25 protein-coding genes are annotated in these 25,189 nt (G+C 64.6%); 16 read left to right on the plus strand and 9 right to left on the minus strand.

The window, feature by feature from the left end; translation table 11 throughout:
• The first annotated feature begins 105 nt into the window (after positions 1-105).
• From OPIT5_28825 to OPIT5_28875, 11 genes are all read left to right on the plus strand, one after another.
• On the plus strand, positions 106-2,430 hold the full coding sequence (locus OPIT5_28825; protein ID AHF93601.1) for a sodium:panthothenate symporter: 2,325 nt from the start codon (positions 106-108) through the stop codon (positions 2,428-2,430).
• A 273-nt stretch (positions 2,431-2,703) separates the two neighbouring features.
• Positions 2,704-4,188 (plus strand): polynucleotide adenylyltransferase, encoded by a 1,485-nt coding sequence (locus tag OPIT5_28830; GenBank protein ID AHF93602.1) that lies wholly within the window; start codon positions 2,704-2,706, stop codon positions 4,186-4,188.
• A gap of 412 nt (positions 4,189-4,600) precedes the next feature.
• A complete protein-coding gene (locus OPIT5_28835) occupies positions 4,601-5,479 on the plus strand; it encodes a cytochrome C biogenesis protein (protein AHF93603.1) in 879 nt (292 codons plus the stop codon).
• On the plus strand, positions 5,476-6,543 hold the full coding sequence (locus OPIT5_28840; GenBank protein AHF93604.1) for a glutamyl-tRNA reductase: 1,068 nt from the start codon (positions 5,476-5,478) through the stop codon (positions 6,541-6,543). The genes OPIT5_28835 and OPIT5_28840 overlap by 4 nt, the downstream gene beginning before the upstream one ends.
• Positions 6,544-6,635: 92 nt before the next feature.
• Complete coding sequence (locus OPIT5_28845; protein AHF93605.1) at positions 6,636-7,877, plus strand: ABC transporter permease; 1,242 nt, start codon at positions 6,636-6,638, stop codon at positions 7,875-7,877.
• Between the two features lie 17 nt (positions 7,878-7,894).
• Positions 7,895-8,575 (plus strand): ATP-binding protein, encoded by a 681-nt coding sequence (locus OPIT5_28850; GenBank protein AHF93606.1) that lies wholly within the window; start codon positions 7,895-7,897, stop codon positions 8,573-8,575.
• A gap of 21 nt (positions 8,576-8,596) precedes the next feature.
• Positions 8,597-8,824: a hypothetical protein gene (locus tag OPIT5_28855; GenBank protein AHF93607.1), complete on the plus strand. Its 228-nt coding sequence runs from the start codon at positions 8,597-8,599 to the stop codon at positions 8,822-8,824.
• A gap of 181 nt (positions 8,825-9,005) precedes the next feature.
• Positions 9,006-10,940 carry a heparinase gene (locus OPIT5_28860; protein AHF93608.1) on the plus strand — a complete coding sequence of 645 codons (1,935 nt, stop codon included), beginning with the start codon at positions 9,006-9,008 and terminating at the stop codon, positions 10,938-10,940.
• Between the two features lie 166 nt (positions 10,941-11,106).
• On the plus strand, positions 11,107-11,913 hold the full coding sequence (locus tag OPIT5_28865) for a beta-lactamase (protein AHF93609.1): 807 nt from the start codon (positions 11,107-11,109) through the stop codon (positions 11,911-11,913).
• 264 nt (positions 11,914-12,177) lie between these two features.
• Entirely contained in the window at positions 12,178-13,623 is a 1,446-nt protein-coding gene (locus OPIT5_28870; protein AHF93610.1) for a pyruvate kinase, read from the plus strand.
• A gap of 97 nt (positions 13,624-13,720) precedes the next feature.
• Positions 13,721-14,101: a gamma-glutamyl cyclotransferase gene (locus OPIT5_28875; protein ID AHF93611.1), complete on the plus strand. Its 381-nt coding sequence runs from the start codon at positions 13,721-13,723 to the stop codon at positions 14,099-14,101.
• A 131-nt stretch (positions 14,102-14,232) separates the two neighbouring features.
• Here OPIT5_28875 and OPIT5_28880 read toward each other — a convergent pair whose 3' ends face one another.
• On the minus strand, positions 14,233-15,453 hold the full coding sequence (locus OPIT5_28880) for a biopolymer transporter Tol (GenBank protein ID AHF93612.1): 1,221 nt from the start codon (positions 15,451-15,453) through the stop codon (positions 14,233-14,235).
• Positions 15,454-15,552: 99 nt separating this feature from the next.
• Between OPIT5_28880 and OPIT5_28885 the strand changes: the two genes are divergently transcribed.
• From OPIT5_28885 to OPIT5_28900, 4 genes are all read left to right on the plus strand, one after another.
• Positions 15,553-16,659, plus strand: coding sequence for a hypothetical protein (locus OPIT5_28885; protein ID AHF93613.1), 1,107 nt, complete (start codon positions 15,553-15,555; stop codon positions 16,657-16,659).
• Positions 16,660-16,786: 127 nt separating this feature from the next.
• Positions 16,787-17,101, plus strand: coding sequence for an aromatic ring hydroxylating enzyme (locus OPIT5_28890; GenBank protein ID AHF93614.1), 315 nt, complete (start codon positions 16,787-16,789; stop codon positions 17,099-17,101).
• 28 nt (positions 17,102-17,129) lie between these two features.
• On the plus strand, positions 17,130-17,417 hold the full coding sequence (locus OPIT5_28895) for a hypothetical protein (protein AHF93615.1): 288 nt from the start codon (positions 17,130-17,132) through the stop codon (positions 17,415-17,417).
• Positions 17,418-17,478: 61 nt separating this feature from the next.
• Positions 17,479-18,540, plus strand: a complete 1,062-nt coding sequence (locus OPIT5_28900; GenBank protein ID AHF93616.1) for a hypothetical protein — start codon at positions 17,479-17,481, stop codon at positions 18,538-18,540.
• A gap of 129 nt (positions 18,541-18,669) precedes the next feature.
• On the opposite strand, the gene OPIT5_28905 is transcribed toward OPIT5_28900, so the two are convergent.
• The 7 genes from OPIT5_28905 to OPIT5_28935 all read right to left on the minus strand — a co-directional run bounded on the left by OPIT5_28905 (position 18,670) and on the right by OPIT5_28935 (position 23,243).
• On the minus strand, positions 18,670-19,479 hold the full coding sequence (locus OPIT5_28905) for a VacJ family lipoprotein (protein ID AHF93617.1): 810 nt from the start codon (positions 19,477-19,479) through the stop codon (positions 18,670-18,672).
• The gene (locus OPIT5_28910; GenBank protein AHF93618.1) at positions 19,476-20,180 is read right to left on the minus strand and encodes an organic solvent ABC transporter; all 705 of its coding nucleotides are present in this window, start codon (positions 20,178-20,180) and stop codon (positions 19,476-19,478) included. Before OPIT5_28910 ends, OPIT5_28905 begins: the two co-directional genes overlap by 4 nt.
• Positions 20,177-20,668 (minus strand): ABC transporter substrate-binding protein, encoded by a 492-nt coding sequence (locus OPIT5_28915; protein AHF93619.1) that lies wholly within the window; start codon positions 20,666-20,668, stop codon positions 20,177-20,179. The genes OPIT5_28910 and OPIT5_28915 overlap by 4 nt, the downstream gene beginning before the upstream one ends.
• 12 nt (positions 20,669-20,680) lie before the next feature.
• Positions 20,681-21,490 (minus strand): organic solvent ABC transporter ATP-binding protein, encoded by an 810-nt coding sequence (locus tag OPIT5_28920; GenBank protein AHF93620.1) that lies wholly within the window; start codon positions 21,488-21,490, stop codon positions 20,681-20,683.
• Positions 21,491-21,615: 125 nt separating this feature from the next.
• The gene (locus OPIT5_28925; GenBank protein AHF93621.1) at positions 21,616-22,392 is read right to left on the minus strand and encodes an ABC transporter permease; all 777 of its coding nucleotides are present in this window, start codon (positions 22,390-22,392) and stop codon (positions 21,616-21,618) included.
• Positions 22,393-22,479: 87 nt separating this feature from the next.
• Positions 22,480-23,001 carry an anti-sigma factor antagonist gene (locus OPIT5_28930; protein AHF93622.1) on the minus strand — a complete coding sequence of 174 codons (522 nt, stop codon included), beginning with the start codon at positions 22,999-23,001 and terminating at the stop codon, positions 22,480-22,482.
• Between the two features lie 92 nt (positions 23,002-23,093).
• Positions 23,094-23,243 (minus strand): hypothetical protein, encoded by a 150-nt coding sequence (locus OPIT5_28935; protein AHF94868.1) that lies wholly within the window; start codon positions 23,241-23,243, stop codon positions 23,094-23,096.
• A gap of 57 nt (positions 23,244-23,300) precedes the next feature.
• On the opposite strand from OPIT5_28935, the gene OPIT5_28940 reads away from it, so the two are divergent.
• Complete coding sequence (locus OPIT5_28940) at positions 23,301-23,639, plus strand: nitrogen regulatory protein P-II 1 (GenBank protein ID AHF93623.1); 339 nt, start codon at positions 23,301-23,303, stop codon at positions 23,637-23,639.
• Positions 23,640-23,776: 137 nt separating this feature from the next.
• On the opposite strand, the gene OPIT5_28945 is transcribed toward OPIT5_28940, so the two are convergent.
• Positions 23,777-25,063, minus strand: coding sequence for a fructose-bisphosphate aldolase (locus OPIT5_28945; protein ID AHF93624.1), 1,287 nt, complete (start codon positions 25,061-25,063; stop codon positions 23,777-23,779).
• Positions 25,064-25,189 lie beyond the last annotated feature (126 nt).

Raw genomic sequence — 25,189 nt, forward strand, 5'->3', positions numbered from 1 at the left:
CTCGCGATGCGTCCGGATTTTCTCTTCTTTCGGCCTTCGGCGTCTCCGCGCCTCCCTCCGCTCAACCAACATTCCCCTCCTCACCAGGAGAACCCTCAACCTCCCATGCACTGGATCGACTGGCTCATCACAATCGTCCCCATGATTCCCATCCTCTGGATGGCCATTCACTGCCGCAAATACGTGCGCGGCGTCGCCGACTACCTTGCCGCCGGGCGCGTGGCCGGACGCTACGTGATCGCCGTCGGCGACCTCACCGCCGGCCTCGGCGTCATCACCCTCGTCGCCCTCTGCGAGCAAAAATACCAGGTCGGCTACGCCATCTCCTTCTGGGACTACATGGTGATCCCCGTCGGCATCGTCATGGGCCTCACCGGCTACTGCACCTACCGCTTCCGGGAAACCCGCTCTCTCTCGTTCGGGCAATTTATCGAGATGCGTTACAACCGCCCCTTGCGCGTCACCGCCGCCGTCATCAGGACCACCTCCGAGATGTTGACCAACGCCATCGGCCCGGCAATCGCGGCCAACTTCTTCATCTACTACATCGGCCTGCCCCACAAAATCATGATCATGGGGGTCAACATGCCCACCTTCGCGATCCTCTGCGCGATTGTGCTGGCAACGTGCCTTTGCATCCTGTGGCCGGGCGGACGCATCGCGCTCCTCGTCACCGACGCCTTCCAGTCCATCATCTGTTACCCCATCTTCGTCATCATCGCCGGCTACATCTTCTTCAAGTTCAACTGGCACGACGTCATCGGCCCGGTGATGATCGACCGCGTGGAGGGCGAGAGCTTTATCAGCCCCTTCGACATGCACAAGCTGCGCGACTTTAACATCTTCATGCTGGTCACGCACCTCATCGCCTCGGTCCTCAACCGGGCGAGCTGGATCGGCAACGACACCTCCATTTGCGGACGCACCCCGCAGGAGCAAAAAATGGCCGGACTGCTCGGCCAATGGCGCAACGGCTTTTCCCAGCTCATGTGCCTGCTCATCGCCGTCATGATCATCTCGTTCATGACGCACGCCAAGTTTGCCGATTCCGCGCACAAAGTCCGCCAGCACCTCTCGGAAAAAATCGCCGCCGAACTCGTCGAAGACCCCGCCACCCGCGCCACGCTCAACGCCAAAATCGCCGCCCTCCCCGTCCAGCGCCACGAAATCGGCAAGGACGAGCCGCTCTCGCAAAAGTACAACCTCGACACCATTTATTTCGAGACCGCCAAGAGCGTCCTCGCGCCCGACGACGCCGCCGAGAGCGAGAAAGCCGCCGGTAAATACGTTTTCCAAAAATACCGCACGCTCTTCAACCAGTTGATGCTCCCCGTCGCCTTCCGCGAAATCGTCCCCATCGGCCTCGTCGGACTGTTCTGTTTCATGATGATCGTGCTGATGCTCACGACTGACGACGGACGCCTTTTCAACGCCTCCAGCACCATCATTCAGGACATCGTTTTGCCCCTCGTCAAACGCCCGCTCGCCCCCAGACAACACCTCCTCGTCCTGCGCCTCGGCACCGTTGGCGTCGCCATTTTCTATATGCTGTGCTGCCTGTTCTTCGTGAACATCGACTACATCAACATGTTCATCACGATCATGTGCTCGGTGTGGCTCGGCGGCGCAGGCCCGATCATGATTTTCGGATTGTATAGCCGCTTCGGCACGGTCACCGGCGCGTTCTGCTCGCTGATATTCGGTTCCGGCCTCTCCATCGCCGGCCTCTTCGGACAATACAACTGGGCGGAAACCATCTACCCGTGGCTCGTCCGCAACGGCTGGGACGCCCCTGTCAACAGCTTCCTCGAAACCGTTTCCGCGCCCCTCAACCCGCTCATTGTCTGGCACCTTGGCGACGGCACCAAGTTCCCGATCAACTCCTACGAGATGTATTTCCTGGCCATGCTCGCGGGCATTCTGGGCTACGTCGGCGGCTCGCTGCTCACCCACAAAAAGGGCGGCTACAATCTCGACCGCCTCCTCCACCGCGGCATCTACGCCGTCGAAGGCGAGAAAAAGCTCAAGGAAGCGTGGACGTTCCGCAACTTCCTCGGCAAACTGGCCGGCATCACACCCGAATACACACGTGGCGACAAAGTCATCGCCTGGTCCGTGGTCGGATATGCCATTATCTATAAATTCGGCCTGTGCTTCCTCGCCGTCCTGATCTGGAACCTCATCTCGCCTTGGCCAAAGAGTTGGTGGAGCGAGTATTTTTACATCACCAACATCTGGGTGATGATCATCATCGGCATCGTCTCCACGGTCTGGTTTCTTGTTGGCGGCATCATCGACCTTCGCCGCCTCTTCCGCGACCTCGCCGCCCGCGTCGATAATCCCCTGGACAACGGCGTGGTGGAGGGCCACGTCTCCCTCGTTGACAAAGCCACCTTCGAAGCCCGCACCGGGAAAAAACAGGAAGACTGACCGGCGGCGCGCGCCGGGGGAGCACAAAGCGGCTTCCTCCGAGGTCTTCTGGCTTTACACAAAGATCGCAAAGAACGCGAAGTTCCTGAAAACCAATCCTTCGCGCTCTTTGCAGCCTTCGTGTAAAAATCCGGAAGCCTCGAGGGAGGTTCGGAAAATTCGCTTCTGTTCAATTTTCAGAAGTTCCCTTGAGGCTTTGGTATAAAGCCATGCAATCCGTGGCTAAATCCAACGCTCGGAAAAACGCATGAAATATGCAGGGTAACCGGACGTGTGACGATCTCCCTCCGCCAGCCTCTCTCCATCGACCTCCCGCCGCCCTTGCTCGCGGTGTTGCAGGCCCTGCGTCGCGTGCCGGGGGCAAGGCCCCGGCTGGTGGGCGGTTGCGTGCGCGATGCCCTCCTCGGGCTCCCCGCCAAGGATATCGACATCGAGGTTTTCGGCATCGATTTTTCCACGCTTCACCGCGTGCTCGCACCGTTTGGCGCCACCGATGTGGTGGGACGCAGCTTCGGCGTGATCAAACTCCGGCTCGGCAAGGAGGAGTACGATTTCAGCCTGCCGAGGCGGGAGTCCAAAACCGGAGCCGGCCACCGGGGTTTCCACGTCGAACCGGAACCGGGCCTGTCCGACGCCGAAGCCGCCGCCCGCCGCGATTTCACCCTCAACGCCATCGCGTGGGATCCGTTTGCCGATGCCGCCGAAGCGCTGATCGACCCCCATGACGGCGCCCGCGATCTGGCCGCCCGCGTGCTCCGCCACACGAGCGCGGCCTTTGCCGAAGATCCGCTGCGCGTGTTGCGCGCATTCCAGTTTGCCGGCCGCTTCGATCTCACGCTGGCCCCTGAAACCGCCGCGCTCTGCCGCTCCATTGCCGGAAGTTATTCCGAACTCGCCACGGAGCGCATCTGGGGAGAATGGCAGAAGTGGGCGGAGAAATCGCAAAAACCCGCGCGCGGCCTCGCCGTGCTCGAGGAATCGGGCTGGCTCGTCCACTTCCCGGAAGTCGCCGCGCTGCGTGGCTGTCCGCAAGACCCCGGCTGGCACCCGGAAGGCGATGTGCTGACCCACACCGGTCACTGTTGCGACGCCCTGGCATCGCTGCCCGAATGGCAATCGTCTCTTCCGGTTCGCCGTCGTCTGCTCATGCTGGCCATGCTCGCCCATGATTTCGGCAAGCCCGCCACCACCGTCCGGGCCCTGCGCAAGGGGGTGGAGCGCTGGACGAGCCCCGGCCACGAAGCGGCCGGCGTGCCGGTGACGGAAGCATTTCTGGCGCGCATCGGCGCTCCCCACGACCATGCGCCGTTTATCACGCCGCTGGTGGCCAACCATCTCGTCCATCACCACGGCGGCGGGGCGGAGGCAGGCGGCGAAGCCTCGTATTCCGATTCCCTGATCCGTCGTCTCGCCCGCCGGCTTGCTCCGGCCACCATCGAGGATCTTTGCCTGGTCATGACCGGGGACAGCCAGGGTCGGCCCCCGCGCCACACGCCGGAATCGCTCGACCTGATCAAGCGACTGCGCACGCGCGCCAGGGAGCTCGCCATCATCGACTCGGCCCCCCGCCCGCTTCTGCTCGGCCGGCACCTCATCGCAACGGGCCACAAACCCGGACCCGATTTCAAGGCCGTCCTCGATGCCGCTTACGAAGCCCAGCTGGACGGCGCTTTCACCGATGAAGCCGGCGCGCTGGAGTGGTTGCGCCAAAACCAAAGAACCCAAACCCTCAAGCCAACCGCGAATGAACACGAATAGACGCGAATGAAGGCAGCGGAATCATTGGTTTTATTCGCGTTCATGGCGGACTGTTGCTGCGCTCGAAACGCGCCTGTTCGCGGTTGGTTCGTCTGCCTTGGTTTTGAAAAATCATTCTCTTCTGTGCATGATTGCCCTCGGTGCGGATGCGTTCCGGATTCAAACCGGGATGGCCACAAAAAGCACAAAATTCCCTTCTGTCCGACGGGAATCTCCCGCGCGCTTATAAGCGCGATGGAGAATTTCATCCGCAGTGTGTTTTTTCGTGTTTTTCGTGGCCATTCTTTCTCTGCCTTCGGTTGCGGCTGAGTCGCCCCAGGCAATCCGTGGTCAAAAAAGAACCCGGTTGCGCCTCCCCTCACCTGCTGCTTGCGCGAAAACCCGGAACCCCACAAGGTGTCGGGTTTCGCTCATGTCGCTATTCACCGACCGCACCTGGCTCTGGCTCGCCGCCGCGCTCTACTTCGCGGGCTTCCTGCTGGGCACCATCTCGCTCCTCCGCGAGCGCCGTCACTCGCGGGCGTTCATGTATGTGATCCTTTCGGCCGCCTGGACCGTGCAAACCTTCGGCCTCTACCTCCGCGGCCTCGCCGTCCATGGCTGCCCGCTGGGCAACACATTCGAAATCTACCAGTTCACCGCCTGGTCCGCCGCCTCGCTTTATCTCGTGATCGGCGCGACCTTCCGCCTCAGCCTGCTCGGCTACTTTTCCTCCATGCTGATGGCGACGCTCACCCTCACGTCGCTCGCCATTCCCGCCTGGGATGCGGAGCGGCGCGTGGGCATTTTCGGCGGCAACCCGTGGATCGAGTTTCACGCCGCACTCGCCCTGTTCAGCTACGGGGTGTTCGCACTGCTCGCCCTGACTTCGCTGATGAACCTGCTCCGCAACTACAGCCTGAAGCACAAACGCCTCGGCGGCGCCTTCGCCTTCCTGCCGCCGATCACCGCGCTCGACCATATCAGCCTGCGGCTGCTCGTGGCGGGCGTCCTGCTCCTGGCCGCCTCGCTCGCAGTCGGCGCGGTTTACTGGGTGCGCGATCCGGACAGCGTCAAGGCGTTCAAGATCCTGGGCACCGTCAGCGTATGGGCGGTTTACACCCTCGTCATGATCTTCCGGATACGCGGACGGCTCATCGCCCGGAAATTCTCGTGGGCCTGCATCCTCCTTTATCTCTGCGCGCTCGCCACGCTCTGGCTGGTCGATACCAGCCGGCAACCGGCGGGCGCCCAGGTAAACCGGGAGAACGAAATCCCGCTTCGCACCCAGGAGGCCGCCGCCCGACGATGAGCAACCCCGGCCCAACCGCCGGCGACTCCCGCGGCGACGTCCAGCTTTTCCATCTCGGAGCCAGCCACCGGCGCGCCCCGCTCGACCTGCGCGAACGCCTTGCGCTCGATGCCTCCGCGCAGGAAACCCTCCGGCTCGCCCTCGCCACGCGCACGCCCGGCCTCTCCGGGCCCGTCATCCTCAACACCTGCAACCGGATCGAGTTCTATGGCGTGGCCTCCCCCGCCGCCATCGACGCGCTGGAAACCACCTTCTGTGAACTCCGGAACCTCCCGCGCGAGGAATTCGCGGCCATCCGCGATCTCTCCCGCGGTCCCGACGCCCTCCGCCACCTGATCGAGGTCGCCAGCGGACTCGAGTCGCAGATGCTCGGGGAAAACGAGATTTTCGGCCAGGTGAAAACCGCCTACGCCGCCGCGCAAATCGCCGGTTCCACCGGCCCCGTGCTCAACCGGGTCTTTCAAAAAACCTTTCAGGCCGCCAAGCACGTGCGCTCCAGCACTGCCATCACCGAAGGCCAGGTGAGCGTCGCCAATGTCGCGGTCGAACTCGCCCAGAACATTTTCGGGAAACTCTCCGCCTCCCGCGTGCTCCTGCTCGGCGCAGGCGATATCGGGGAAAAGACCGCCAAAGCCTTCCAGAGCCGCGGCGCCGCCTCGCTCACCGTTTGCAGCCGCACCCTCGAACGCGCCATGGAGCTCGCATCCACGCTCGATGCCACCGCCATGCCGTTCGAGCACTTCACGCATCATCTCGGCCAGTTCGACATCGCCGTGTGCTCGACCTCCGCGCCCGATGCCGTCGTCACGGCCGGAGCCGTCGCCGCCGCCATGCGCACACGCCCCGCGCAGCCGCTCTTCTTCATCGATCTCGCCCTGCCCCGCGACGTGGAACCCGCCGTCGCCGGCCTCGAAAACGTCTTCGTCTACAACCTCGACGATCTCGCCCGCATTGCGGAAAAGAACCGCGCCGCCCGCGAGGCCGAAGTCGCCCGCGCCCGCTCCCTCGCCGCGGCCCGCGCCGATGCCCTCTGGCGGCATGTCCACGCGCTGCTCACCCGCTGATCCCGCCGCCCGGCCTTCCTCCCCATCCTCTTCCTTGTCTCGCCCGCGCCTTCGACTATAATCCGCCCTTCCTCCATTTTCCTCCCTCCCGCGTGACCACCAATCTCAACATCGCCCTTCGCTTCCTCGGCTCCCGCAAGCGCGCCATGCTGATGAGCCTCGCCGGCATCATTTTCGGCGTGGCGTTTTTCATCCTCACGCAGGCGCAGACCGCCGGTTTTGAATCCTACTTCATCAAAACCATCCTCGGCGTGAACGGCATGGTGCGCGTCGAGGACCGCGCCCAGTCCACCCTGCGCACGCTCGACGCCGACCCCGACAGCACCTTCACCGTCACCGTCGAAGGCAGCGTGAAATACATCCCCGGCATCCAGTACCCCTCGCGCATTCTCGAGTCGTTGACCCACTTCCCCGGCATCACCGCCGCCTCTCCGGTCATCCGCGGCAACGCCACCCTGAAAGCCAATTTCCGCGAATACGACTGCAAGCCCTACGGCATCGAACTGGCGTCCTACGTCGGCGTCTCCGACATCGAAAGCCAGATCGTCGACGGCTCCCTCCAGACCTTTGCCGACAACCCCTACGGGCTCCTCCTCGGCGCCCGCATCGCCCAAAGACTCAACCTCCACTCCGGCGATGCCATCCTCCTCGAGAGCGCGCACACCCGCATGCGTTTCCGCATCTCCGCCATTTTCGAGACAGGCATCGACCAGGTGGACCGCGAACGCGTTTACCTGCACCTCTCCGCCTCGCGCAGCCTGCTCAACCGGACCAACGGAGCCTCCTTCATCCAGGTGAATCTCGACGACCCCGACCGCGCCCCCTACCTCGCCGCCCGCATGGAGAACGTCCTCTCCCACGCCGTCATGCCCTGGCAGGAACGTGAAAAAACCTGGCTCCAGGTGTTCAACGTCCTCCGCCTCTCGTCGGCGCTGACCATCTCCACCATCATCCTCATTTCCGGCATCGGCATGTTCAACACGCTCGTGATGATCGTCATCGACAAGACCCGCGAGATCGCGATCTTGCGCTCGATGGGCTACACGCGTGGCGACATCACGCAGATCTTCATGCTCCAGGGCAGCATCGTCCTCGCTCTCGGCCTCGTGCTCGGCTGGATCGCCGCCGCCGCCGGCACCTGGGGAGTTTCCCGGATCCCCGTCAACATCCGCGGCATCTTCGCGAGCGATCACCTCGTCGTGGTCTGGGACGCCTGGCACTACGTCTGGGCCAGCCTCATCGCCGCCGTTGTCGTGCTCGTTGCCAGCTATTTCCCCGCCCGCCGCGCCGCCCGCCTCGAACCCGGCACCGTCATCCGCGGCTCGGGCGACTGAAATCAATTAACTGCACCATGCCCATCCTGACCGCTGAAAATCTCCACCGCACCCTGGGTGAAGGCGAAGCGCGCGCCCATGCGCTGCGCGGCGTCAGCCTTGCCATCGAACCCGGCCGCACCTGCGCGATTTCCGGGCATTCCGGTTCCGGCAAGAGCACGCTGCTCTATCTCCTCGGCCTTCTCGACCTGCCGGACGAAGGCACGATCGTCGTGAACGGACGCCTCACCAGCGGACTCACCGACGCCGAACGCACCGCCCTGCGCAACGAGCACATGGGATTCGTCTTCCAGTTTCACTTCCTGCTGAAGGAATTCAGCGCGCTGGAAAACGTCATGCTTCCCATGCGCAAGCTGGGCCGGCTCGACGAGCGTACCATGCGCGACAAGGCCGCCGGCCTCCTCGCGCGCGTCGGCCTCGCCGACAAGACCGCGCGGCTCGGCAACCAGCTCTCCGGTGGCGAACAGCAGCGAGTCGCCATCGCCCGCGCCCTCGCCAACGACCCCGTTCTCCTCCTCGCCGACGAACCCACGGGAAACCTCGACCAGCAAAACGCCGGCAAGGTTTTTGACCTGCTCGCCGAACTCACCCACACGCGAGGCAACGCGCTCGTCATGGTCAGCCACAACCCCGAACTGGCCTCCCGCTGCGACCACATCTTCCACATGAAGGACGGTCTCATCGACCGCGGAGCGTAACCCTTCTGCCGCAACCCGCCCATGCGCCCCCACGCCCTCCTCGCTCTCCGTCTCCTCGCCTTCACCGGGCTTCTTGTCTCACTCTGGGCGCTGCTCGCCAACCTCGCGCAGAGCTACGACACCTTCAATCCCGCGTACGCCTCCTATTACTGGAAGCAGCAACTCCTGCGCCCCGTCCTCGGCCTCGCGCTCTCGCTGCTTGTGCTGTTCCTCGCCCGCCCCCTCTCCCGCTGGCTCTCCGGTGAATAGAACAGAAGCCAGAGGACAGAGGCCAGAGGACAGAGGCCGGAAGCCAGAAGCCGGAGAACGGAACCCGGGAGCAAAAATTTCGCCGCTTCATGCTCTTTTTCGGCCATCCGGCATCTGTATTCTGGCCTCTGTCCTCTGGCCTCTGGCTTCCGGCCTCTGTCTTCTCTCCGCCGCCGCCGACATGGCCACGGCCGACGCCGCGCTTCGCGACACCTTCACCCTCCAGGGAGTCACCGCCGTCCAGCCGCGCCGGCCCGACGGGGGATTCGACTGGGACTGGCGCGGCCCCCGCAACGATCCCGAATGGGCCTGGTTCTTCAACCGGCACCTCGTGTTCACCGACCTGCTCGCCGCGTATCAGCAGACCGGTGACGTCCGCTACCGCGACCGGATCCTCGTCACGCTGGATGACTGGATCGCGCAGCATCCCGCGCCCTCCGGCATCACCTTTTCCGCCGCGTGGCGGCCGCTCGAGGCCGCCCGCCGCGTCATGGAAAGCTGGATACCCATCTATGCTGCGCTCCGCGACGATCCCGCCGCCTTCCCCCCGGAGCGCCGCGCCCGCTTCGTCGCCAGCATTCGCGATCACGCGCTCCACCTGCGCAATCACCACGCCTTTTCCGGCAACCATCTCATCACCGAGATGCTCGCGCTCACGCGGCTCGGCCTCACCTTTTCCGACCTGCCCGACGCCGCCGGCTGGCGCAGCTACGCCCTCGACCGGCTCGCCCGCGCTTACGAGGACCAGGTTTACCCCGACGGCGCGCACAAGGAACTCTCTTCCCACTACCAGCGGGTCGTCGCGCTCAACTACCAGGAACTCCTCGATCTCCTCCGCGCCTCCGGCCAGGAGGAGGCCGTCCGCGAATGGGAGCCTCGCGTCCATCGCCTCTGGGACTATTTCGCCGCCATCATGAAGCCCGATGGCACCAATCCGCTCAACAACGACTCCGACACCGAATCCGTCGCCGCCCTCCTGCGCCAATACGCTCCCCATATCCGCATCCCGGAACAAACCGTCCGGCTGCCGTGGGCGGGCCAGGTGATTTTCCGCAGCCGTGCCGCCGCCGCGGCTGACGCGGCGGGAGTTCGGGGTTCAGGGTTCGGAGTTCAGGGTTCCGCCAACGCTGCCGCCGCCAATAACGCCAAACCCCGAACCCGGAACCCGAAACCGGCGGCGGCCACGCCGCCGCCGCTGCTTTACGCCTTTTTCGACACCGGTCCTCGCGGCACCGATCACGATCATGCCGACTTCCTGCACGTCTCGCTCTCGGTCGGTGCCAGCGACTTCCTCGTCGATAACGGCCGTTACACCTACACCCCCGGCGCGTTTCGCGACTACTTCGCCGGGCCTTCCGGTCACAATGTCCTGCTCCTTGACGGACTCGGTCCGGATCAGGGACCGCGCGCCGTCACCGCCGCCGCTGATGCGGCGGGAGTTCAAGGTTCAGGGTTCAGGGTTCAAGGTTCAGACAGCCGCTTCCCCTCCCCTGCCGGCAACCCCAAACCCGAAACCCTGAACCCCGAACCGGCGGCATCAGCCGCCCCCGCCGTCGAAATCGCCTGGGGCGACACCACGTTTGCCTCCGCCTCCCGCCCGGCTTTCGCGGCCAATCCGCGCGCCGCCGACTGGCGACGCCTCGTCGCGCATGTGCCCGGCCGCGCATGGATCGTCGTCGACCGCGTCATCACGTTTTCCCCCGCCACGCTCACCACGCTCTGGCACTGGTCGCCCGAATGCACGGTGGAGCCCGTCCCCGGCCAGCCCGATTCGCTGATCGTCTCCCGCTCCTCCGCGACGCTCCATGTCCGGCATGCCGCCAGCCAGCCCGTGCCTGCCGACCGGCAACAGATCACCGCCCGCTCGCGCCCCTCGCCCCAAGGCTGGTACAGCCCGCGGTTCAACATGCTCGAACCGGCTTCCTGCACACAACTCGACCAGGCGATCCGCGCACCTCTGGTCAACGTCTGGCTTTTTTCGCCCGCCGCCCTCCCCGGCGCCTCGATCCGCATCTCCGCCGATCACCGCATCGTCGTGCAACTCGACCCAGCGACCAGCCTCACGCTCGATCCGGAAGCCCCCGGAAAATCGGCCGTGACAGGCACGATGCGCTGAATCGCCGGCCCTTCCGTTTCCCTCTCCCGGCCAGGCGTTCCCTGTTTTTCATGCCTCGCGCCGCACTTCCCCCTTGCACCCGCCCGCCCGCGGGAGTTCAAACCCCGTTCAACCACCCGGACTCTTTTTCAGATTTTTTCAGACGATCCAGTCCGCCAATCCATCCATGGGCATGCGATTCCAGATTCTCGGCAGCGGCAGTGCGGGCAATTGCGCCCTGCTCCTCACCGACCATGCCCGCATCCTGGTCGACGCCGGTTTCTCCGCCCGCCGCCTGAACCAGCTCATCCGCGAAGCCGGCGCCGACCTCTCGCAAATCGACGCGGTCTTCATCACCCACGAACACAGCGACCACGTCGCCGGCATCGAGGGCCTGAAACGTTATCCGCACATCGAACTCTTCGCCAACGCCGGCACCGCCCGCGCCGTACAAAACAAACTCGAGTACCGCCCGCGCTGGCGCATCTTCGAAACCGGCGCCCGCTTCACCTTTCGCGATCTGGAAATCGAAAGTTTCCACATCCCGCACGATGCCCAGGAACCCGTCGGCTATACGTTTACCCACGGACAAGGCCGCGAGGGCGACCTGTTTTCGTCTCCCCGCCGCATCGCCTGGCTCAGCGACATGGGCCACGCGCCCGACCATATCCGCGAGCGTATCCGCGAAGCCGACGCCGTCGTCATGGAATCCAATCATTGTCCGCGCCTCCTCGAAGCCGACCATCGCCGCCCCTGGTCCACCAAGCAACGCATTGCCGGCCGGCACGGACACCTGTCCAACGAGCTCGCCTGTGAATTGCTCGCGAGCGTCGCGAGCCCGCGCTGGCAACACATCGTGCTCACACATCTCAGCCGCGATTGCAACACACTCGACGCCGTCGAGCAGACCTTCGCCACGCTGCGCGCCCGGCTCACCTGCCAGTTCGCCATCGTCCCGCCGGGCGGGGGCACCGCTCTCGTCGAATTGCGGTGACGGAATCCGTGACGGAGCGGCGGCATTCCTGCCGCTGCGACGAGGCGCAATGGCGCCTCGCCCCGCGGGCCGAAGACCTGACGAGGGTATTCCACACCGCGCCAGGCCTTCCGGTTTTCGCGTACTCCGTCCGAAAAATGCAGCGGCAGGAATGCCGCCGCTCCCTATTTTCGCCTTCGCGCTGGCATCCTGCCTGCTCGTGACCAGGTTTTCCCGTTCCGCCACATTCCAGTCATCCAGGCCATCGGCCTCGCACACCTTTTTATGCTACGTCCGCACGACACGCCCATCCGCCGCACCAAGATCGTTTTCACGCTCGGTCCCGCCACCGAGTCCGAGCCGATGCTCGAAAAGCTCATTCTTGCCGGCGCCGATGTCGCCCGCCTCAACATGGCCCACGCCAACCACGAGTGGACCCGCTCCATCATCCGCCGCATCCGCGCCGTGTCGGCGCGCGTCGGTCGTGACATTGCGATCATGATGGACATCAAGGGTCCCGAGATCCGCACTGGCGACGTCTCCGCCCCCATCGAGCTCAAGGCCGGCGAGATCTTCGATTTCACCATCCGCCCCGGCGCCACCCACGCCGACTCCGAAGAAATCCGCTCGGTGGACATCAATTACAAGGACCTCGTCAACGACGTGCGCGTGGGCGACACCGTGCTCGTCGACAACGGCCTCATCCGCCTCGAAGTCCTCGAAAAACAGTACAACCGCATCCGCTGCCGCGTGCTCATTCCCGGCGAGCTGAAATCCCGCCGCCACATCAACCTCCCCGGCGTCAAGGTCAACCTCCCCTCGCTCACCGAAAAGGACAAGGCCGACCTTCTCGTCGGCATCGCGGAAGGTCTCGACTTCGTCGCGCTCTCTTTCGCCCGCGAGGCCGCCGACATCGAGTTGCTGCGCGAGTTTCTCCACGCCCACCGCTCCGGCGCGCGCATCATCGCCAAGATCGAGGACCAGTCCGCGATCGTCAACCTGGAGGAAATCGTCCGCGCCACCGACTCGCTGATGGTGGCGCGCGGCGACCTCGGCATCGAATGCCCGTTCGAGGAGCTGCCCGTCATCCAGCGCCGCGCCGTGCGCATGTGTTTCGACTACGGCAAACCCGTCGTCATCGCCACGCACATGCTCGAATCGATGATCAGCTCGCCGATGCCCACCCGCGCCGAGATCACCGACGTGGCCAACGCCATCTACGAAAAAGCTGATTGCGTGATGCTCTCCGGCGAGACGACCATCGGCCGCTATCCTGTCGAATGCGTGGAGATTCTCGACAAGATCGCCCGCCGCATCGAATCCGAAGGCCCCTTCGACCTGCTTGATCCCGTCAGCGTCGAGGGCGACAAGATGCGCCTCGTGCAATCCGCCGCCCACCTCGCCCACGAGTTTCTCGACAGCCCGACGGCGATCCTCACCTTCACGCGCCGCGGTTACATGGCGGCGGGCCTTGCCGCGATGCGCCCGGCGCGCGCGCCGATTTACGCGATGACCAACTCGCCGGAAACCTTCCGCCACATGCGCCTCATGCGCGGCGTGGAGCCCTTCATGCTCGCGCTGGAAAGCGATCCCAACGAGACGATCGACAACGCGATCAAACTCCTCACGACGCGCGGCTGCGTGCGCCCCGGCGACAAGCTGATCGTCGTCACCGACATCCTCTCGCACGATCGTCTCGTGGACAGCATCCAGCTCCGCACCGTGCGGTGAAGGGTCGGACGAAATCGAGATCCGCAACGGCGGCGCCGGGAGACTGCGCACAGACACGCCCGGATGGCACGATTCCGGCTCACCGGTAAACGGCACCATGACTCTCCCTCGTCACCGGCACGTCCACCGCCTCTTCGTTTACGGCACCCTCATGCGCGGCGAATCGAACCACCGCCTGATGGCCGGCCATCGTTTCGTGACCCGCGCCCGCACGCTGGCCCGCTACCGGCTCTACAACCTCGGCGATTATCCCGGCATGGTCGAGGACCCGGTCAACCCGCTCTCCGTCGAAGGCGAGATATGGGAAGTGGATGCGGCCGGACTCGCCGCGCTCGATGCCTTCGAAGGGGTGGCCGAAGCCCTCTATGCCCGCGTGCCCGTCCCGCTCGCCCCTCCGCATGCGGACCTCGCGGTCGACGGTTACCTGTACCTGCGCCCCGTCACCGGAGCCGCGGACATCGGCGGGCGGTGGCGATGAGCCGGATGAAAAGCTGAAATGCTGAAAGCTGAAACACTGAAACAAAACCGGCGGCGGCGAGGACGCGCTCTCATTGCCGAAGCTCTGTTTTTCAGCTTTTCAGTTTTCAGCATTTCAGCTTTTCCGAAGCGTCACGGCCGCCACACGCTCGCCTGCGAGCACTGGCCGAGGGCGGGCAACGACACCCGCGTGGACCGCCCGGTTTCCGTGTCGAGAATGCGAAGCTCGCGCTGGTTGGCCGAACGCTGGGTGTACACCAGATGCCGCCCGTCCGGCAACCACGACGGCTCGATCGCATCCATCGGCGCACGCGAGACGACCTTCGCCTGGCCCGTCTTCAGATCGAACACCGCCACCTGAAAACCCCGGTTCTGCGCCACGGTGAAAGCGATCTTGTTTGGATCGGCCGTGCTCCAGTCGGGCTCGGCGCAATAACCGCTGATGGCCGTCGGCACCCGCGAGGCCGAGCCTCCGCCGACCGGCATCGTGAAGAGCTTCAGGCCCCCCGCCACATCGGAGGCGAAGATGATCTTCGAACCGTCCGGCGAAAAACAGGGCGACGCTTCTACCGAAGGCATGCGGGTGATCCGGCGGATGCCCCGCGCCTGGGCATCGGCGATGTAGATTTCCGGGTTTCCCTCGCCGGAAAGCACCATGGCCATCCGGCTCCCGTCCGGGCTGAAACGCGCGCCGGTGTTGGTGCCGCGCAGTCCCACCAGGCGTGTGCGCTGCATCGTCCGCAGGTCGATCTGGAAAATCTCGGGCGAGCCCATGCGGTAATAACCGGTGTAGACGATCCGCGAACCGTCCGGCGACCAGCGCGGCGTCAGGGCGAGCGAGTTGTCATGCGTCATCTGCCGGATTTCGCCGGCAAAAAGATCGCTGGTGTAGATCTCGTGCTTGCCTCCCGATTCCCGGACAAACGCGAGTCGCGACGTGAAGTACCCGTTGAGGCCGGTCGTCGCCTTGACCGCCAGATCGGCGGCGGCGAGCAACGCGTTGCGCTGACTCGAGCCCGACACCGTTTGCGAAAGCACCGCCGCGCCCGATCCCGCCCGCGTCACGCTGACCTGCACCTCGCTCGCCCCGACCGGCGTGAACCGGATGTCGTGGCTCTGGTTGGCCGCCACCCGGCGGAAACGCCCGTGCGAATCGAAGGCGATCTTCGCCAGGTTATCGAGCTCCGCCGTGGTCGCGGACACACTCACCGAAATCGCGTCGGACGCATACGGGATGTCCACCACGATGTTGCGCTGCGGCTGCGCCGTCAGCGTGCCCGCCGCAAAGGCAGCAACGACGGCAAAAGCGGTGATCGGGAGGAATTTTTTGAAAAAACGGGAAAGGGCTTTCATGAAGTGCTGAGTAAGGAAGGGCATTTCTATTTACAGGGAATCGCCAGCAAACAACGTCAAACGCTCGCACTTTTATTGCCGATCCACCATTTTCGCCCAGTGACACCCGACGCCCTCAAGGAACATCTCAAACAGGTCAAATATCCCGGCTTCAGCCGCGACATCGTGTCGTTCGGCCTGGTGCGCGCCGCCGCGCTCGTCGACGGCACCGCCAAGGTCTCGATCGCCCTGACCACCTCCGACCCGAAAGTGCCGCTCCACATCAGGACCGAAGTCGAAAAATGCCTGCGCGCCCTCCCCGACGTGCGCGACGTGATCATCGACGTGGCCGTCACCCCCGTGCGCACACCGCCTCCCGCCGCGCAAGGCGGCAATCTCGCGGGCAACACCGGCGCCGCCGGTGGCGCTTCCGCCATCAAACACGCCGTGGCCATCGCCTCCGGCAAGGGCGGCGTCGGCAAAAGCACCTTTGCCGTCAACCTCGCCTGCGCGGCCGCCCGCCTGCTCGCGCAGCGCGGACGCCCCGGCCGCGTCGGCCTGATGGATTGCGACATCTACGGCCCGAGCGTCCCGCTCATGATCGGCATCGAGGGACGCCCGCTGATCGAGGGCGACAACCTCCTCATCCCGCTCGAGAATCACGGCGTGAAAGTCATGAGCATGGGTTTCCTCATCGACGACAACACGCCCGTCGTCTGGCGCGGCCCCATGATCATGAAGACCGTCCAGCAATTCGTGCAAAACGTGAAATGGGGCGAGCTCGACCTGCTGCTCGTCGATCTGCCGCCCGGCACCGGCGACGCGCAACTCTCGCTTGTGCAAACACTCCCGCTCGACGGCGCCGTGCTCGTGACCACGCCGCAGATCGCCGCCACCCACATCGCGCGCAAGGGCGGCCTCATGTTCCGGAAGGTCAATGTCCCCCTCCTCGGCGTCGTGGAAAACATGAGCGGCTTCGTCGATCCCGCCGGGCAGCGGCACGCCATCTTCGGCGAAGGCGGCGGTGCGGCCACGGCCGAGGCGCTCGGCACCGCGCTCCTCGGCGAAGTTCCCCTCCTCCCCGAGATCCGCGCCGGCGGCGATGCCGGCACGCCCGCCGCCGCGACGGCACCCGATTCGCCGGCCGGGCGGGCCTTCACCGAAATCGCCGAAGCGCTGCTCGCTCTCCTCGACCGCAAATCCGGAAAACCGCCGGAAGCCGACTGATGCGGCCCGGATGCCTTGCGTAGCGACAGGAATACCATCCCGCCCTGTCATGATCAATTTCACTACGTGCCCCCCTGGCATTGACACTCTCCGGCGCCCCTCTAACTTCCCTCGCTAAACGACCACCATGGGGCCCACCAAAGAAGACGTTTATTCTGCTCTCCGCACCTGCCAGGACCCCGAAATTCCAGTCAACATCGTTGATCTGGGGCTCGTTTATTCCGTCGATCTGGCACCTTCCGCCGAAGGGGCCGTCGCTTCCGTAAAAATGACGCTGACATCAACCGGTTGTCCGATGTCCAATGCCATTGCCGGCGAGGTTCACAAAAAGCTCCTCCAGGTGCCCGGCATACGACAGGCCAGCGTCGAGATTGTCTGGGAGCCGCAATGGCGGCCGGAAATGATCACGGAAGAGGGTCGTCGCAATCTCAACCTTGTCTAACCTGCTTCCTCTTCCAGTCGTGCTCGCTATGGCCAGTCCTTTCCCTTCGGAGTCCGATTCTTCCTCCCGTGAGTTCGTCAAGAAATCGAGTCTTTACCAGGAATTCCTGGCCGAGCGGGAAGAGATCCTGAAGCACAAGTGGCTGGAGTCCGAGCGACTCGGGTACGACATCGGTTTCGAGCGCGCCCTGCTCGACTGGATCCGCAAACACCGCGAAAGCTGGCGCGCCTCCCGCCGCACCCGCCAGCAACCTCCCGCCGACAGCAACGGCCCCGCCAGAAAACAGGAAGAGCGGACGGACAACAACCGGCGGTGACCGTGCCTCCGCTGCTTCGGGCGTTGCCAGCGCCCGCCGCGCTGCCACGCTTCCCGGGTTCATGGAGATCGAAGGTCAACGCCCCGTCCGCACGCAGCAGAAGAAACCCGGTTTCCCTGTCAGCGAACAACTCCGCTCCTACCTGCGCCGCTGGCAACGGGAACGCGAACTGCCCGTGACCTACGAACGCCTGCGCCGCTTCTCCGACAGCGTGCCGCTCAGCGACTCGCGCGGACGCCACACGCTCTGGGAAAGCGTGTTCTACGATCACCTCGAGATGCACCAGTTGCAGGAAGACCTGAAGCAGGTTTACGCCATCCTGCGCGTCGACGGCGACATGTCCGTCATGCAGCACCTTTACATCGACCGCATCGACTTTTGCGCCTTCGGCAACTCCGCCCCGTTTCGTATCCGGATCGTCAATGCCTACAACGACAATCCCGATCACTTCTACATCAAGAAAGGCGACGCCTCGCGTATCTACGGGCTGGATCTCGAGCACCTGCTCTCGCCCAACCGCATGAACTACCTCACTTTCGGCAACACGCTCGTCGAGGAGCACATCGCCGGCATCCCGGGCAACGAGTTCATCTCGCGCTGGATGGAGAGCCCCGAAATCCGCCCGATCCGCCTTGCCAAGGAACTCGTGAAATTCAACGAACGCTGCTTTGTCCGCCTGCTCGGTGACATGCGCAGCTACAACTACGTGGTCGTTTTCACCCCCGATTTCGAAGGCGCGCAGATTCGCCTGCGCGCCATGGACTTCGACCAGCAAAGCTACGAAGGCCGGATGAATTTTTACCGTCCGCAGTTCTACAAGGACAACCAGGCGCTCGCCCTCTTCTGCACCAAGCACCTGCGGATCGAGACCGCCCGCCAGTACGAACGCGAGGAGCAGGTGCTCATGCTCCAGCGCGCCGCGATCAGCGACAACCGGCTGGGCATGCTCCTCACGGCCATGTCGAGCGACGAACTCGCCCCGCCGGAAAACGTGCGCGAGTTGCGCGAGTCGCTGGCCGAGCACTACAAGCGCAGCGCCTACCTCGATTGCGAGTCGATGGGTGAACTGGTCAGCGAAAACCTCGAATCCATCCGCCTCAACATCATCTCCGGCGGCGTGTGATGATCCGCGGCAGCACCGGAGCGGCGGCATTCCTGCCGCTGCGACGAGGCGCACTGCGCCTCGCCCTTTTGCCGGTACAAGCCACAAACATACCCAAACCGGCGACGGCGGCCAGGAATGCCGCCGCTCCTACTGCTTCACGGCCGCCTCGCGGTACTGGAGATACGCGTTGCGCGTGGCGATGTACGGATCGATCGCGTTCTTGCCGGCCGCGGCGTCAAAGGTGCGGAGCAAGTCGGGCGTCTGGTTGATGATATCCGTCGCGTACACCGCCGTCTGCACTTCCCAGCCGCCGAAAACTTCCTCTTTCGTCACGCGCCAGCCCACGGGATTGAGCAGCGAATCGCCGACCTGGCCCACCGTGTCGCGCACCGAACCGGGACCGAGGATCGGCAGCACGAGGTACGGACCGGCCCCGATCCCCCAGCGGCCGAAAGCCTGGCCGATGTCTTCGCGCGGGAGGTCCGCGAGTTCGGGCACATTGTCCGACTGCCTGATAAAGCCGCCGAGGCCGCCGAGCGTATTGACGACAAACTTGCCCGTCTCCTTCCCCGCCCGCTTGAACTTGCCCTGGAGCACGCAGCCCACGAACCGGACGGGAAACTTGATGTTGTCGAAAAAGTTGGTCAGCCCGCTGCGCACCGGCTTCGGCACAACCTTCTCGTAACCCTTCGACACCGGACGCAACACGTAGTCGTACACGCCTTCATTGAACTTGAATGTCAGCCGGTTGAGCGGCTCCAGCGGATCGAAAACCTCGGGCAAGGCATATTCATCAAAATCGTCCTCCTCCACGACCTTCTTGACGAGTTCGGGATCGGGCCGCTGCGGCGTCTTCTGCGCCTCGAGCCGGACCGGGAAAACCGCGAACGCCAGCACCAGCGCGCAGGCGCCGGCAAATGAAAGAAAGGACGAGACCGGGAATCGGGAAACGTTCATGGCTGACCGCTCACTACAGGCTGTTGGAGATTTTTTTCAAGGGAACGAATGACCTCGTCGGCGCCGCCCTTTTTGTAGAGGGGATCGAACTGGGCGCGGTAATTGGCCACGAGGCTCACGCCTTCGATGATCACGTCGTAGATGCGCCAGGCGCTTTCGCCCTTTGCCTGCTCGAGGCGGTAGGCCACGGCATAACGCTTCCCGTCAAAGGTGATCGTGCTCGGGATCTCGCGCCGGGTTTCGGAAAGTTCGCCGGCCTTGCCGAAGGCGATGACCGGACGCGGTCCCGGGTCGAATTTGTCCGAATAGGTGCGGATGACGAGGGTGGCGAACAGGTCGATCGTCCGCTTCTGCTGGTCGGCGCTGAAACTGCGCCAGCCCGGACCGATCGCGAGGCGGGTGGCGCGTTCGAAATTGAAATACTGCTCCAGCACCGGGCGGAGCCGCTGGTGCAGCGGCTGGTGGCTCGCGGTGTCATAGGCGACGGACAGCACCTGGTCGACGGCGGCGGTGAGCGTTTCCTGCGGGCCGCTCCCGGCTGCGGTTGCGGCGCGAACGGTAGCGGCACTCGTGGCGAGCAGAAGCGGGATGGCGAGGAGGATGGCGAGGTGGCGTTTCATGGTGTGGCGGGTGGCGGTGAAGGGTTGTCCGATGCGAATTGCCCGGCGTTTGGCGAAAGGAGTGCGGGATGTCCGGATCATTCCCGGACGGCGGTGGCCGCTTCTCCGGATTCGGGAGATTTTTTGTCCACCGAACCGAAGGCGAAGCGGCTGATGAGCGATTCGATATCGACGGCGGGTTCGGTCTCGGTGATGCGTTCGCCCGGTTTGAAAAACTCGTCGTCGCCGCCGGGCGCGAGCGCGATGTAACGGTCGCCGATCAGGCCGCTGGTCTTGATCGAGGCCATGGTGTCGGTCGGGAGTTTGAGCGAATCCTGCAGGCGGAGCGTGACGATGGCGTTGAACCCGTCGTCCAGCCGCACGCTCTCGACGCGCCCCACGGGCACGCCGGCGATGATGACGCTGCTGCCGGGATTGATCCCGCCGGAGTTGGCAAAGCGCGCCTCGAGGAGCCAGGAGCCGCTGCCGAGGAGCGTGCCGGAGCCGATCTTGATGGCGAGCCAGGCGATCGCGACGATGCCGGCGAGGACGAAGGCTCCGACGATCAGTTCTGTTTTGTTTTGCTTCATGACGTTCGGGTTTTACGCGGCGGTTCCGGAAAGGGAGGCAGCTCCGCCGCCGAGGGCGGCGAGCGTGTGGCGGAGGGCGTCGGCGCTGTCGCGGAAGGCGCGCACGCCGGGGTCCTGCGAGGCGCTGAATTCGGCGGGCGTGCCCTGGAAACGCATCGTGCCGCTGTCGAGCAGCGCCACGCGGTCGCTGGCGACGAGCGCCTCGGGCACGTCGTGCGTGACGACCACGGCCGTGAAACCGAACTGGCGGCGGTACTTCGTGATCATCTCGAACACGCTGTTGCGCCGCAGCGGATCGAGGCCGGCGGTGGGCTCGTCGAAAAGCACGATCTCCGGGCGCGTGACGATGGCGCGGGCGAGCGCGAGGCGTTTCTGCATGCCGCCGGAAAGCTGGCCGGGATATTTTCCCGCGCTGGTGTCGAGTTCGAGCTGGCGCAGCGCCTCCATGCAGCGTTTGCGGATTTCCTGGTTGGGAATCCGCGTCGTCTGCTCGAGCGGCAGCGCGACGTTCTCGAGTGCGGTCAGCGAGTCGAAAAGGGCGTTGCTCTGGAAAAGGTAGCTGCAACGGCGGCGAAATTCGGCGCGCGCGTCGGGATCGTCGGCATTGAGCGGCTTGCCGTCGAAACAGACCTCGCCGCGGTCGGGCCGGATGATGCCGGCGAGGCACTTCAGGAAGACGGATTTGCCGGTGCCGCTCTTGCCGAGGATCGTCACGAGGCTGCCGCGCGGCACGCCCAGGCTGGCGCCGGCGAGCACGGTGTTGCGGCCGCTGTGCTCGTAATCGTCACCAAAACTCTTGTAAATGCTGCGCACGTCGAGCAGCAGGTCGCCGGCACACGTCGCTGCGCCGCCGGTATTCGCGTTGCACGTCCCGTCGTCGGTGCGGTTCTGGCTGAGGTTGCGGTCGTGGCTGGTCATGGCGGCGGCGTCGGTCACGGGAAGCGGGGTCAGACGAGAAACGAGGTGATCACGTAGTCGGCGGCGAGCACCGTGATGCACGAGATGACGACAGCCCGTGTGGTCGAGGCGCTGACGGCGCGGGCTCCGGTGAGGTTGCGGCGGCGGTGGGCGTTAAAACCGTTCCAGGCGCAGATCGCGATGGTCAGCACGCCGAAGACCGCCGCCTTGAGAAAACACTCGCGCACGTCGCCGCCCTGCACCGCGCGGTCCACCGAGGCCCAGTAGACGCCCGGTTCCAGTGGCAGCACCACCGAGCCGGAAAGGTAGCCGCCAAACATGCCGATGAGGCTGAAAAACGCCGTATGCACCGGGTACACGATCACCGCCGCGATCAGGCGCGGGGCCACGAGGTAGGCGTGGACGTTGGCCCCCATCGTTTCGAGCGCGTCGATCTGCTCGCTGTTGCGCTGGATGCCCAGTTCGGCGGCGAGCGCGGAGCCGGCCTGGCCGACCAGCATGAGCGCCGTCAGCACCGGCGCGAGTTCGCGCACCAGCGTCAGCGAGACGAGCGTGCCCAGCATCCCGGAAGCGCCGAAGCGGCTGAGCACATGGTAACCCTGCAACCCGAGAACCAGCCCCGTGAACAACCCGACGATCAGGATCACCGGCAGACACCGGACGCCCTGGTCATAGATGGCGCGGACAATGCGCCGTCCGAGCTTGCGCGCGCCCACGGCAGCCGTGAACGACTTGCCCGTAAACGTGGCGAGGTCGCCCAGTTCGCGGACCGTGGAAAGCGTGTGATGGCCGATGACGCGCAACATGAAAAGGGAAAGACTGGCGCGGGTTTCCGCCCTGCGCAAGGCCGCTCTGCCCTGTGCCCACCCTATGCGAGGCACTTCTGCGCCAGGCTAACCTTCGCTGATCCGGTTTTTCAGGAACGTGAGGACGTCCTGGAATTTCGCGAGGTTCCCGGCATCGGCCGCGACGAGATTCTCGTGCGCCGCGAGGACATGGCGGGCGCTTTCCACTTCGTCGAGCGCCGGGCCCGAGGGCAGCGCCTTGTCCGTCGTCGCCGTCGCGGCGCCGGCCGGGAGGCTGTCGCCCGTATCGACCGTCAGGAGACGGTGCAGCCCGAGATTGCGCACGAGTTCCAGATTGCGCGGTCCCACCCGGCTGATGACGAGGCTGCCCGGCGGGGCGAACCGGCGCACCTCCAGCGCGGCCCCGGCCAGCACGCCCAGAAACGTGCTGTCCATCGTCGAACAACGCAGGAAATCGATCACGAAGCGCCGCTTTCCCATGCGGAAGGCTTCGGTGAAAAAATCATGGAGACTGGTGCTGTTGACGAAAGACGCGCGGCCCTCGATCCGGATCACCACCGGATCGGAGTCAGGATCGACGAAAAAAGCGGGCTGTGCAGTCTCGGGCATCGCAGCAGATATGGCAGGTTTTGTTGGATGAAAGGATATACCGGAACCGGGAAAGTTTCATGCGACTGCGGAAGTTTCGAGAAGGAAATGCATCAGGAGACGAAAGCCGCGGCCGCCGGAGGCCATGCCGCGCGATTTTCCCGCGCGGGATTGCGCGGCGCCGGCCCATTGATTGCGGCAAGGTGTTCATCGTCCGGATGAAAAAAACCGTCCCCGGCGCAGGCTTGCAGACATGCGGGCACTCCCGGTAGCGTCCGGATTTTCCAATTTCTCCCCGCCCGCCCAGGCCCATTGCTCACATGAAGCTCATCCTCGCGATCATCAAACCCTTCAAACTCGAACAGGTGCGTGAAGCCCTCACCGAAATCGGCGTCGCCGGCATGACCGTCACCGAGACCAAGGGTTACGGCCGCCAGAAGGGGCACACGGAAGTGTATCGCGGCACCGAATACGTGATCGAGTTTCTCCCCAAGGCCGAGATCGAGATCGTCGTGCCCGACGAACTCGCCGCCCGCGCCATCGACACGATCGTCGCCTCGGCCAAAACCGGCAAGATCGGCGACGGCAAGATCTTCGTCTACCCCGTCGAGGACGTCATCCGCGTGCGCACCGAGGAACGCGGCGACGTGGCGATCTGAAACCGCCGGAGTTGCGCAGGCGGCAACCGACGTGGCACGGGCATCCTTGCCCGTGGACGGCGCGAAGCGCCGACTTCCGGAACACGGGCCGGAAGCCCGTGCCACGTCGGTTGCCGGGTACATCCGTGAACAAACACTCAGTCCATCCCGAACGCCTTGCGCAGCTCGGTCAGCGCGGCGTCGGGCATCGGGGCCAGCGGCCCGAGCGGGCGGCTCAGCAAAAGCGCCTCCGACGTCGCCTCCAGCACCTCGAGCCGGTCGAACGCGTCGAGCACGTTGCGGCCGATGACCAGCGCCCCCTCGTTCTCGATCAGGATGACGGGGCATTTTTTCAGATCCATCTGCGCCGCGATTTTCGCCGCGTCCTCGACAATCCGGGCGAACGGCACTTTCGGCGCCTCGTTGAGCACGATGTAGCTCTCGGGAATCGTCCGCGTGGTCAGCGGCGTCCTCGTCATGCAAAACGCCGAGGCATGCGCCGGCTGTGCGCTGATGACGGCGCCGACCTCCGGCAACCGTTCGTAGATCAGCGAATGCAGATGCGCCACGCGGCTCGGCCGCTGCCCGGCGGCGCAGGCGTGACCCTTCGTCCGGACCAGCCCCGAGGGCTCGAGCTCCAGGCGATCGCGGCGGCGCGGCGTCACCAGAAACTCCCCGCCCTCGCCGAGCCGCGCCGAAAACGCCCCCGCCGTGCTGATCAGCAGCCGCTGCTCGTACGAACGCCGGACAAACGCGCAGATCTGCGAACGCAGCTCCTTCTCCCGGTTGGTCAACGGCGCGGGCGCCAGGTCGCGCCACTCCGGCGCCGTCTCGCGCACCAGCGCCGCGTCGGACAAAAACTGCACCTCGCCCAGCGAAGCCGCCTTGATCAGCGTCTGCGCCGCGAACTCGAGCGTCTCGAATCGCTGGAAGGCATCCTGCAAATCCGCGCCGCCGATCACCACGCCGTGATTTTCCAGCATCACACAATCCGCCCCCGTGCCGAATGCCTCGGCGATGTTCTGCCCCAGTTCCTCGCTGCCCGGGCAGGCGTAGGGCGCATAGACGATCTTGCCGCACACGTTGAACACATGCGTCTGCACCCGCGTATCCGGAATCTGGCGACAAATGCTGAACGCCACCAGCGCGCCGGGGTGCGCGTGGACGATGGCCTTGATGTCGGGCCGCCGCTTGTAGATCTCGCGGTGGAAGGGAAATTCGGAGGACGGCGGATGCTGCCCCTCGCGCCGGCCGTCGGGCAGCATGCGCACCACGTCGGACGGCGTCAGGTTTCCCTTGTCCACCCGGGACGGCGTGATCCAGATGCTGCCGTCGGGGTCGATGATCGACAGGTTGCCGCCCGATGTCGTCGTCATGCGGTAGCGGTAAATGCGATGCATCGTCTGCACCAGTTCGTTGCGCGGATGTAGCCAGCGGGAATCCATCCTGCGATCCAGACAGACAAAAGACCCTCCTGTCAAAGCCGGTGATGATAGAAAATGGTAGATTTTGACAGATTTTGACAGATTGCGGATTCCGCCATTTTCATTATCCGGGGCCGACGCCGTTCT

The organism is Opitutaceae bacterium TAV5 (genome assembly GCA_000242935.3).
GTDB lineage: Bacteria > Verrucomicrobiota > Verrucomicrobiia > Opitutales > Opitutaceae > Geminisphaera.

Coding starts and splice junctions, on each gene's coding strand:
- OPIT5_28825 (AHF93601.1), top strand. CDS start 106: ATGCACTGGATCGACTGGCTCATCACAATCGTCCCCATGATTCCCATC.
- OPIT5_28835 (AHF93603.1), top strand. CDS start 4,601: ATGTCGCTATTCACCGACCGCACCTGGCTCTGGCTCGCCGCCGCGCTC.
- OPIT5_28840 (AHF93604.1), top strand. CDS start 5,476: ATGAGCAACCCCGGCCCAACCGCCGGCGACTCCCGCGGCGACGTCCAG.
- OPIT5_28850 (AHF93606.1), top strand. CDS start 7,895: ATGCCCATCCTGACCGCTGAAAATCTCCACCGCACCCTGGGTGAAGGC.
- OPIT5_28855 (AHF93607.1), top strand. CDS start 8,597: ATGCGCCCCCACGCCCTCCTCGCTCTCCGTCTCCTCGCCTTCACCGGG.
- OPIT5_28860 (AHF93608.1), top strand. CDS start 9,006: ATGGCCACGGCCGACGCCGCGCTTCGCGACACCTTCACCCTCCAGGGA.
- OPIT5_28865 (AHF93609.1), top strand. CDS start 11,107: ATGGGCATGCGATTCCAGATTCTCGGCAGCGGCAGTGCGGGCAATTGC.
- OPIT5_28870 (AHF93610.1), top strand. CDS start 12,178: ATGCTACGTCCGCACGACACGCCCATCCGCCGCACCAAGATCGTTTTC.
- OPIT5_28875 (AHF93611.1), top strand. CDS start 13,721: ATGACTCTCCCTCGTCACCGGCACGTCCACCGCCTCTTCGTTTACGGC.
- OPIT5_28880 (AHF93612.1), bottom strand. CDS start 15,453: ATGAAAGCCCTTTCCCGTTTTTTCAAAAAATTCCTCCCGATCACCGCT.
- OPIT5_28890 (AHF93614.1), top strand. CDS start 16,787: ATGGGGCCCACCAAAGAAGACGTTTATTCTGCTCTCCGCACCTGCCAG.
- OPIT5_28895 (AHF93615.1), top strand. CDS start 17,130: ATGGCCAGTCCTTTCCCTTCGGAGTCCGATTCTTCCTCCCGTGAGTTC.
- OPIT5_28900 (AHF93616.1), top strand. CDS start 17,479: ATGGAGATCGAAGGTCAACGCCCCGTCCGCACGCAGCAGAAGAAACCC.
- OPIT5_28905 (AHF93617.1), bottom strand. CDS start 19,479: ATGAACGTTTCCCGATTCCCGGTCTCGTCCTTTCTTTCATTTGCCGGC.
- OPIT5_28910 (AHF93618.1), bottom strand. CDS start 20,180: ATGATCCGGACATCCCGCACTCCTTTCGCCAAACGCCGGGCAATTCGC.
- OPIT5_28915 (AHF93619.1), bottom strand. CDS start 20,668: ATGAAGCAAAACAAAACAGAACTGATCGTCGGAGCCTTCGTCCTCGCC.
- OPIT5_28925 (AHF93621.1), bottom strand. CDS start 22,392: ATGTTGCGCGTCATCGGCCATCACACGCTTTCCACGGTCCGCGAACTG.
- OPIT5_28930 (AHF93622.1), bottom strand. CDS start 23,001: ATGCCCGAGACTGCACAGCCCGCTTTTTTCGTCGATCCTGACTCCGAT.
- OPIT5_28940 (AHF93623.1), top strand. CDS start 23,301: ATGAAGCTCATCCTCGCGATCATCAAACCCTTCAAACTCGAACAGGTG.
- OPIT5_28945 (AHF93624.1), bottom strand. CDS start 25,063: ATGGATTCCCGCTGGCTACATCCGCGCAACGAACTGGTGCAGACGATG.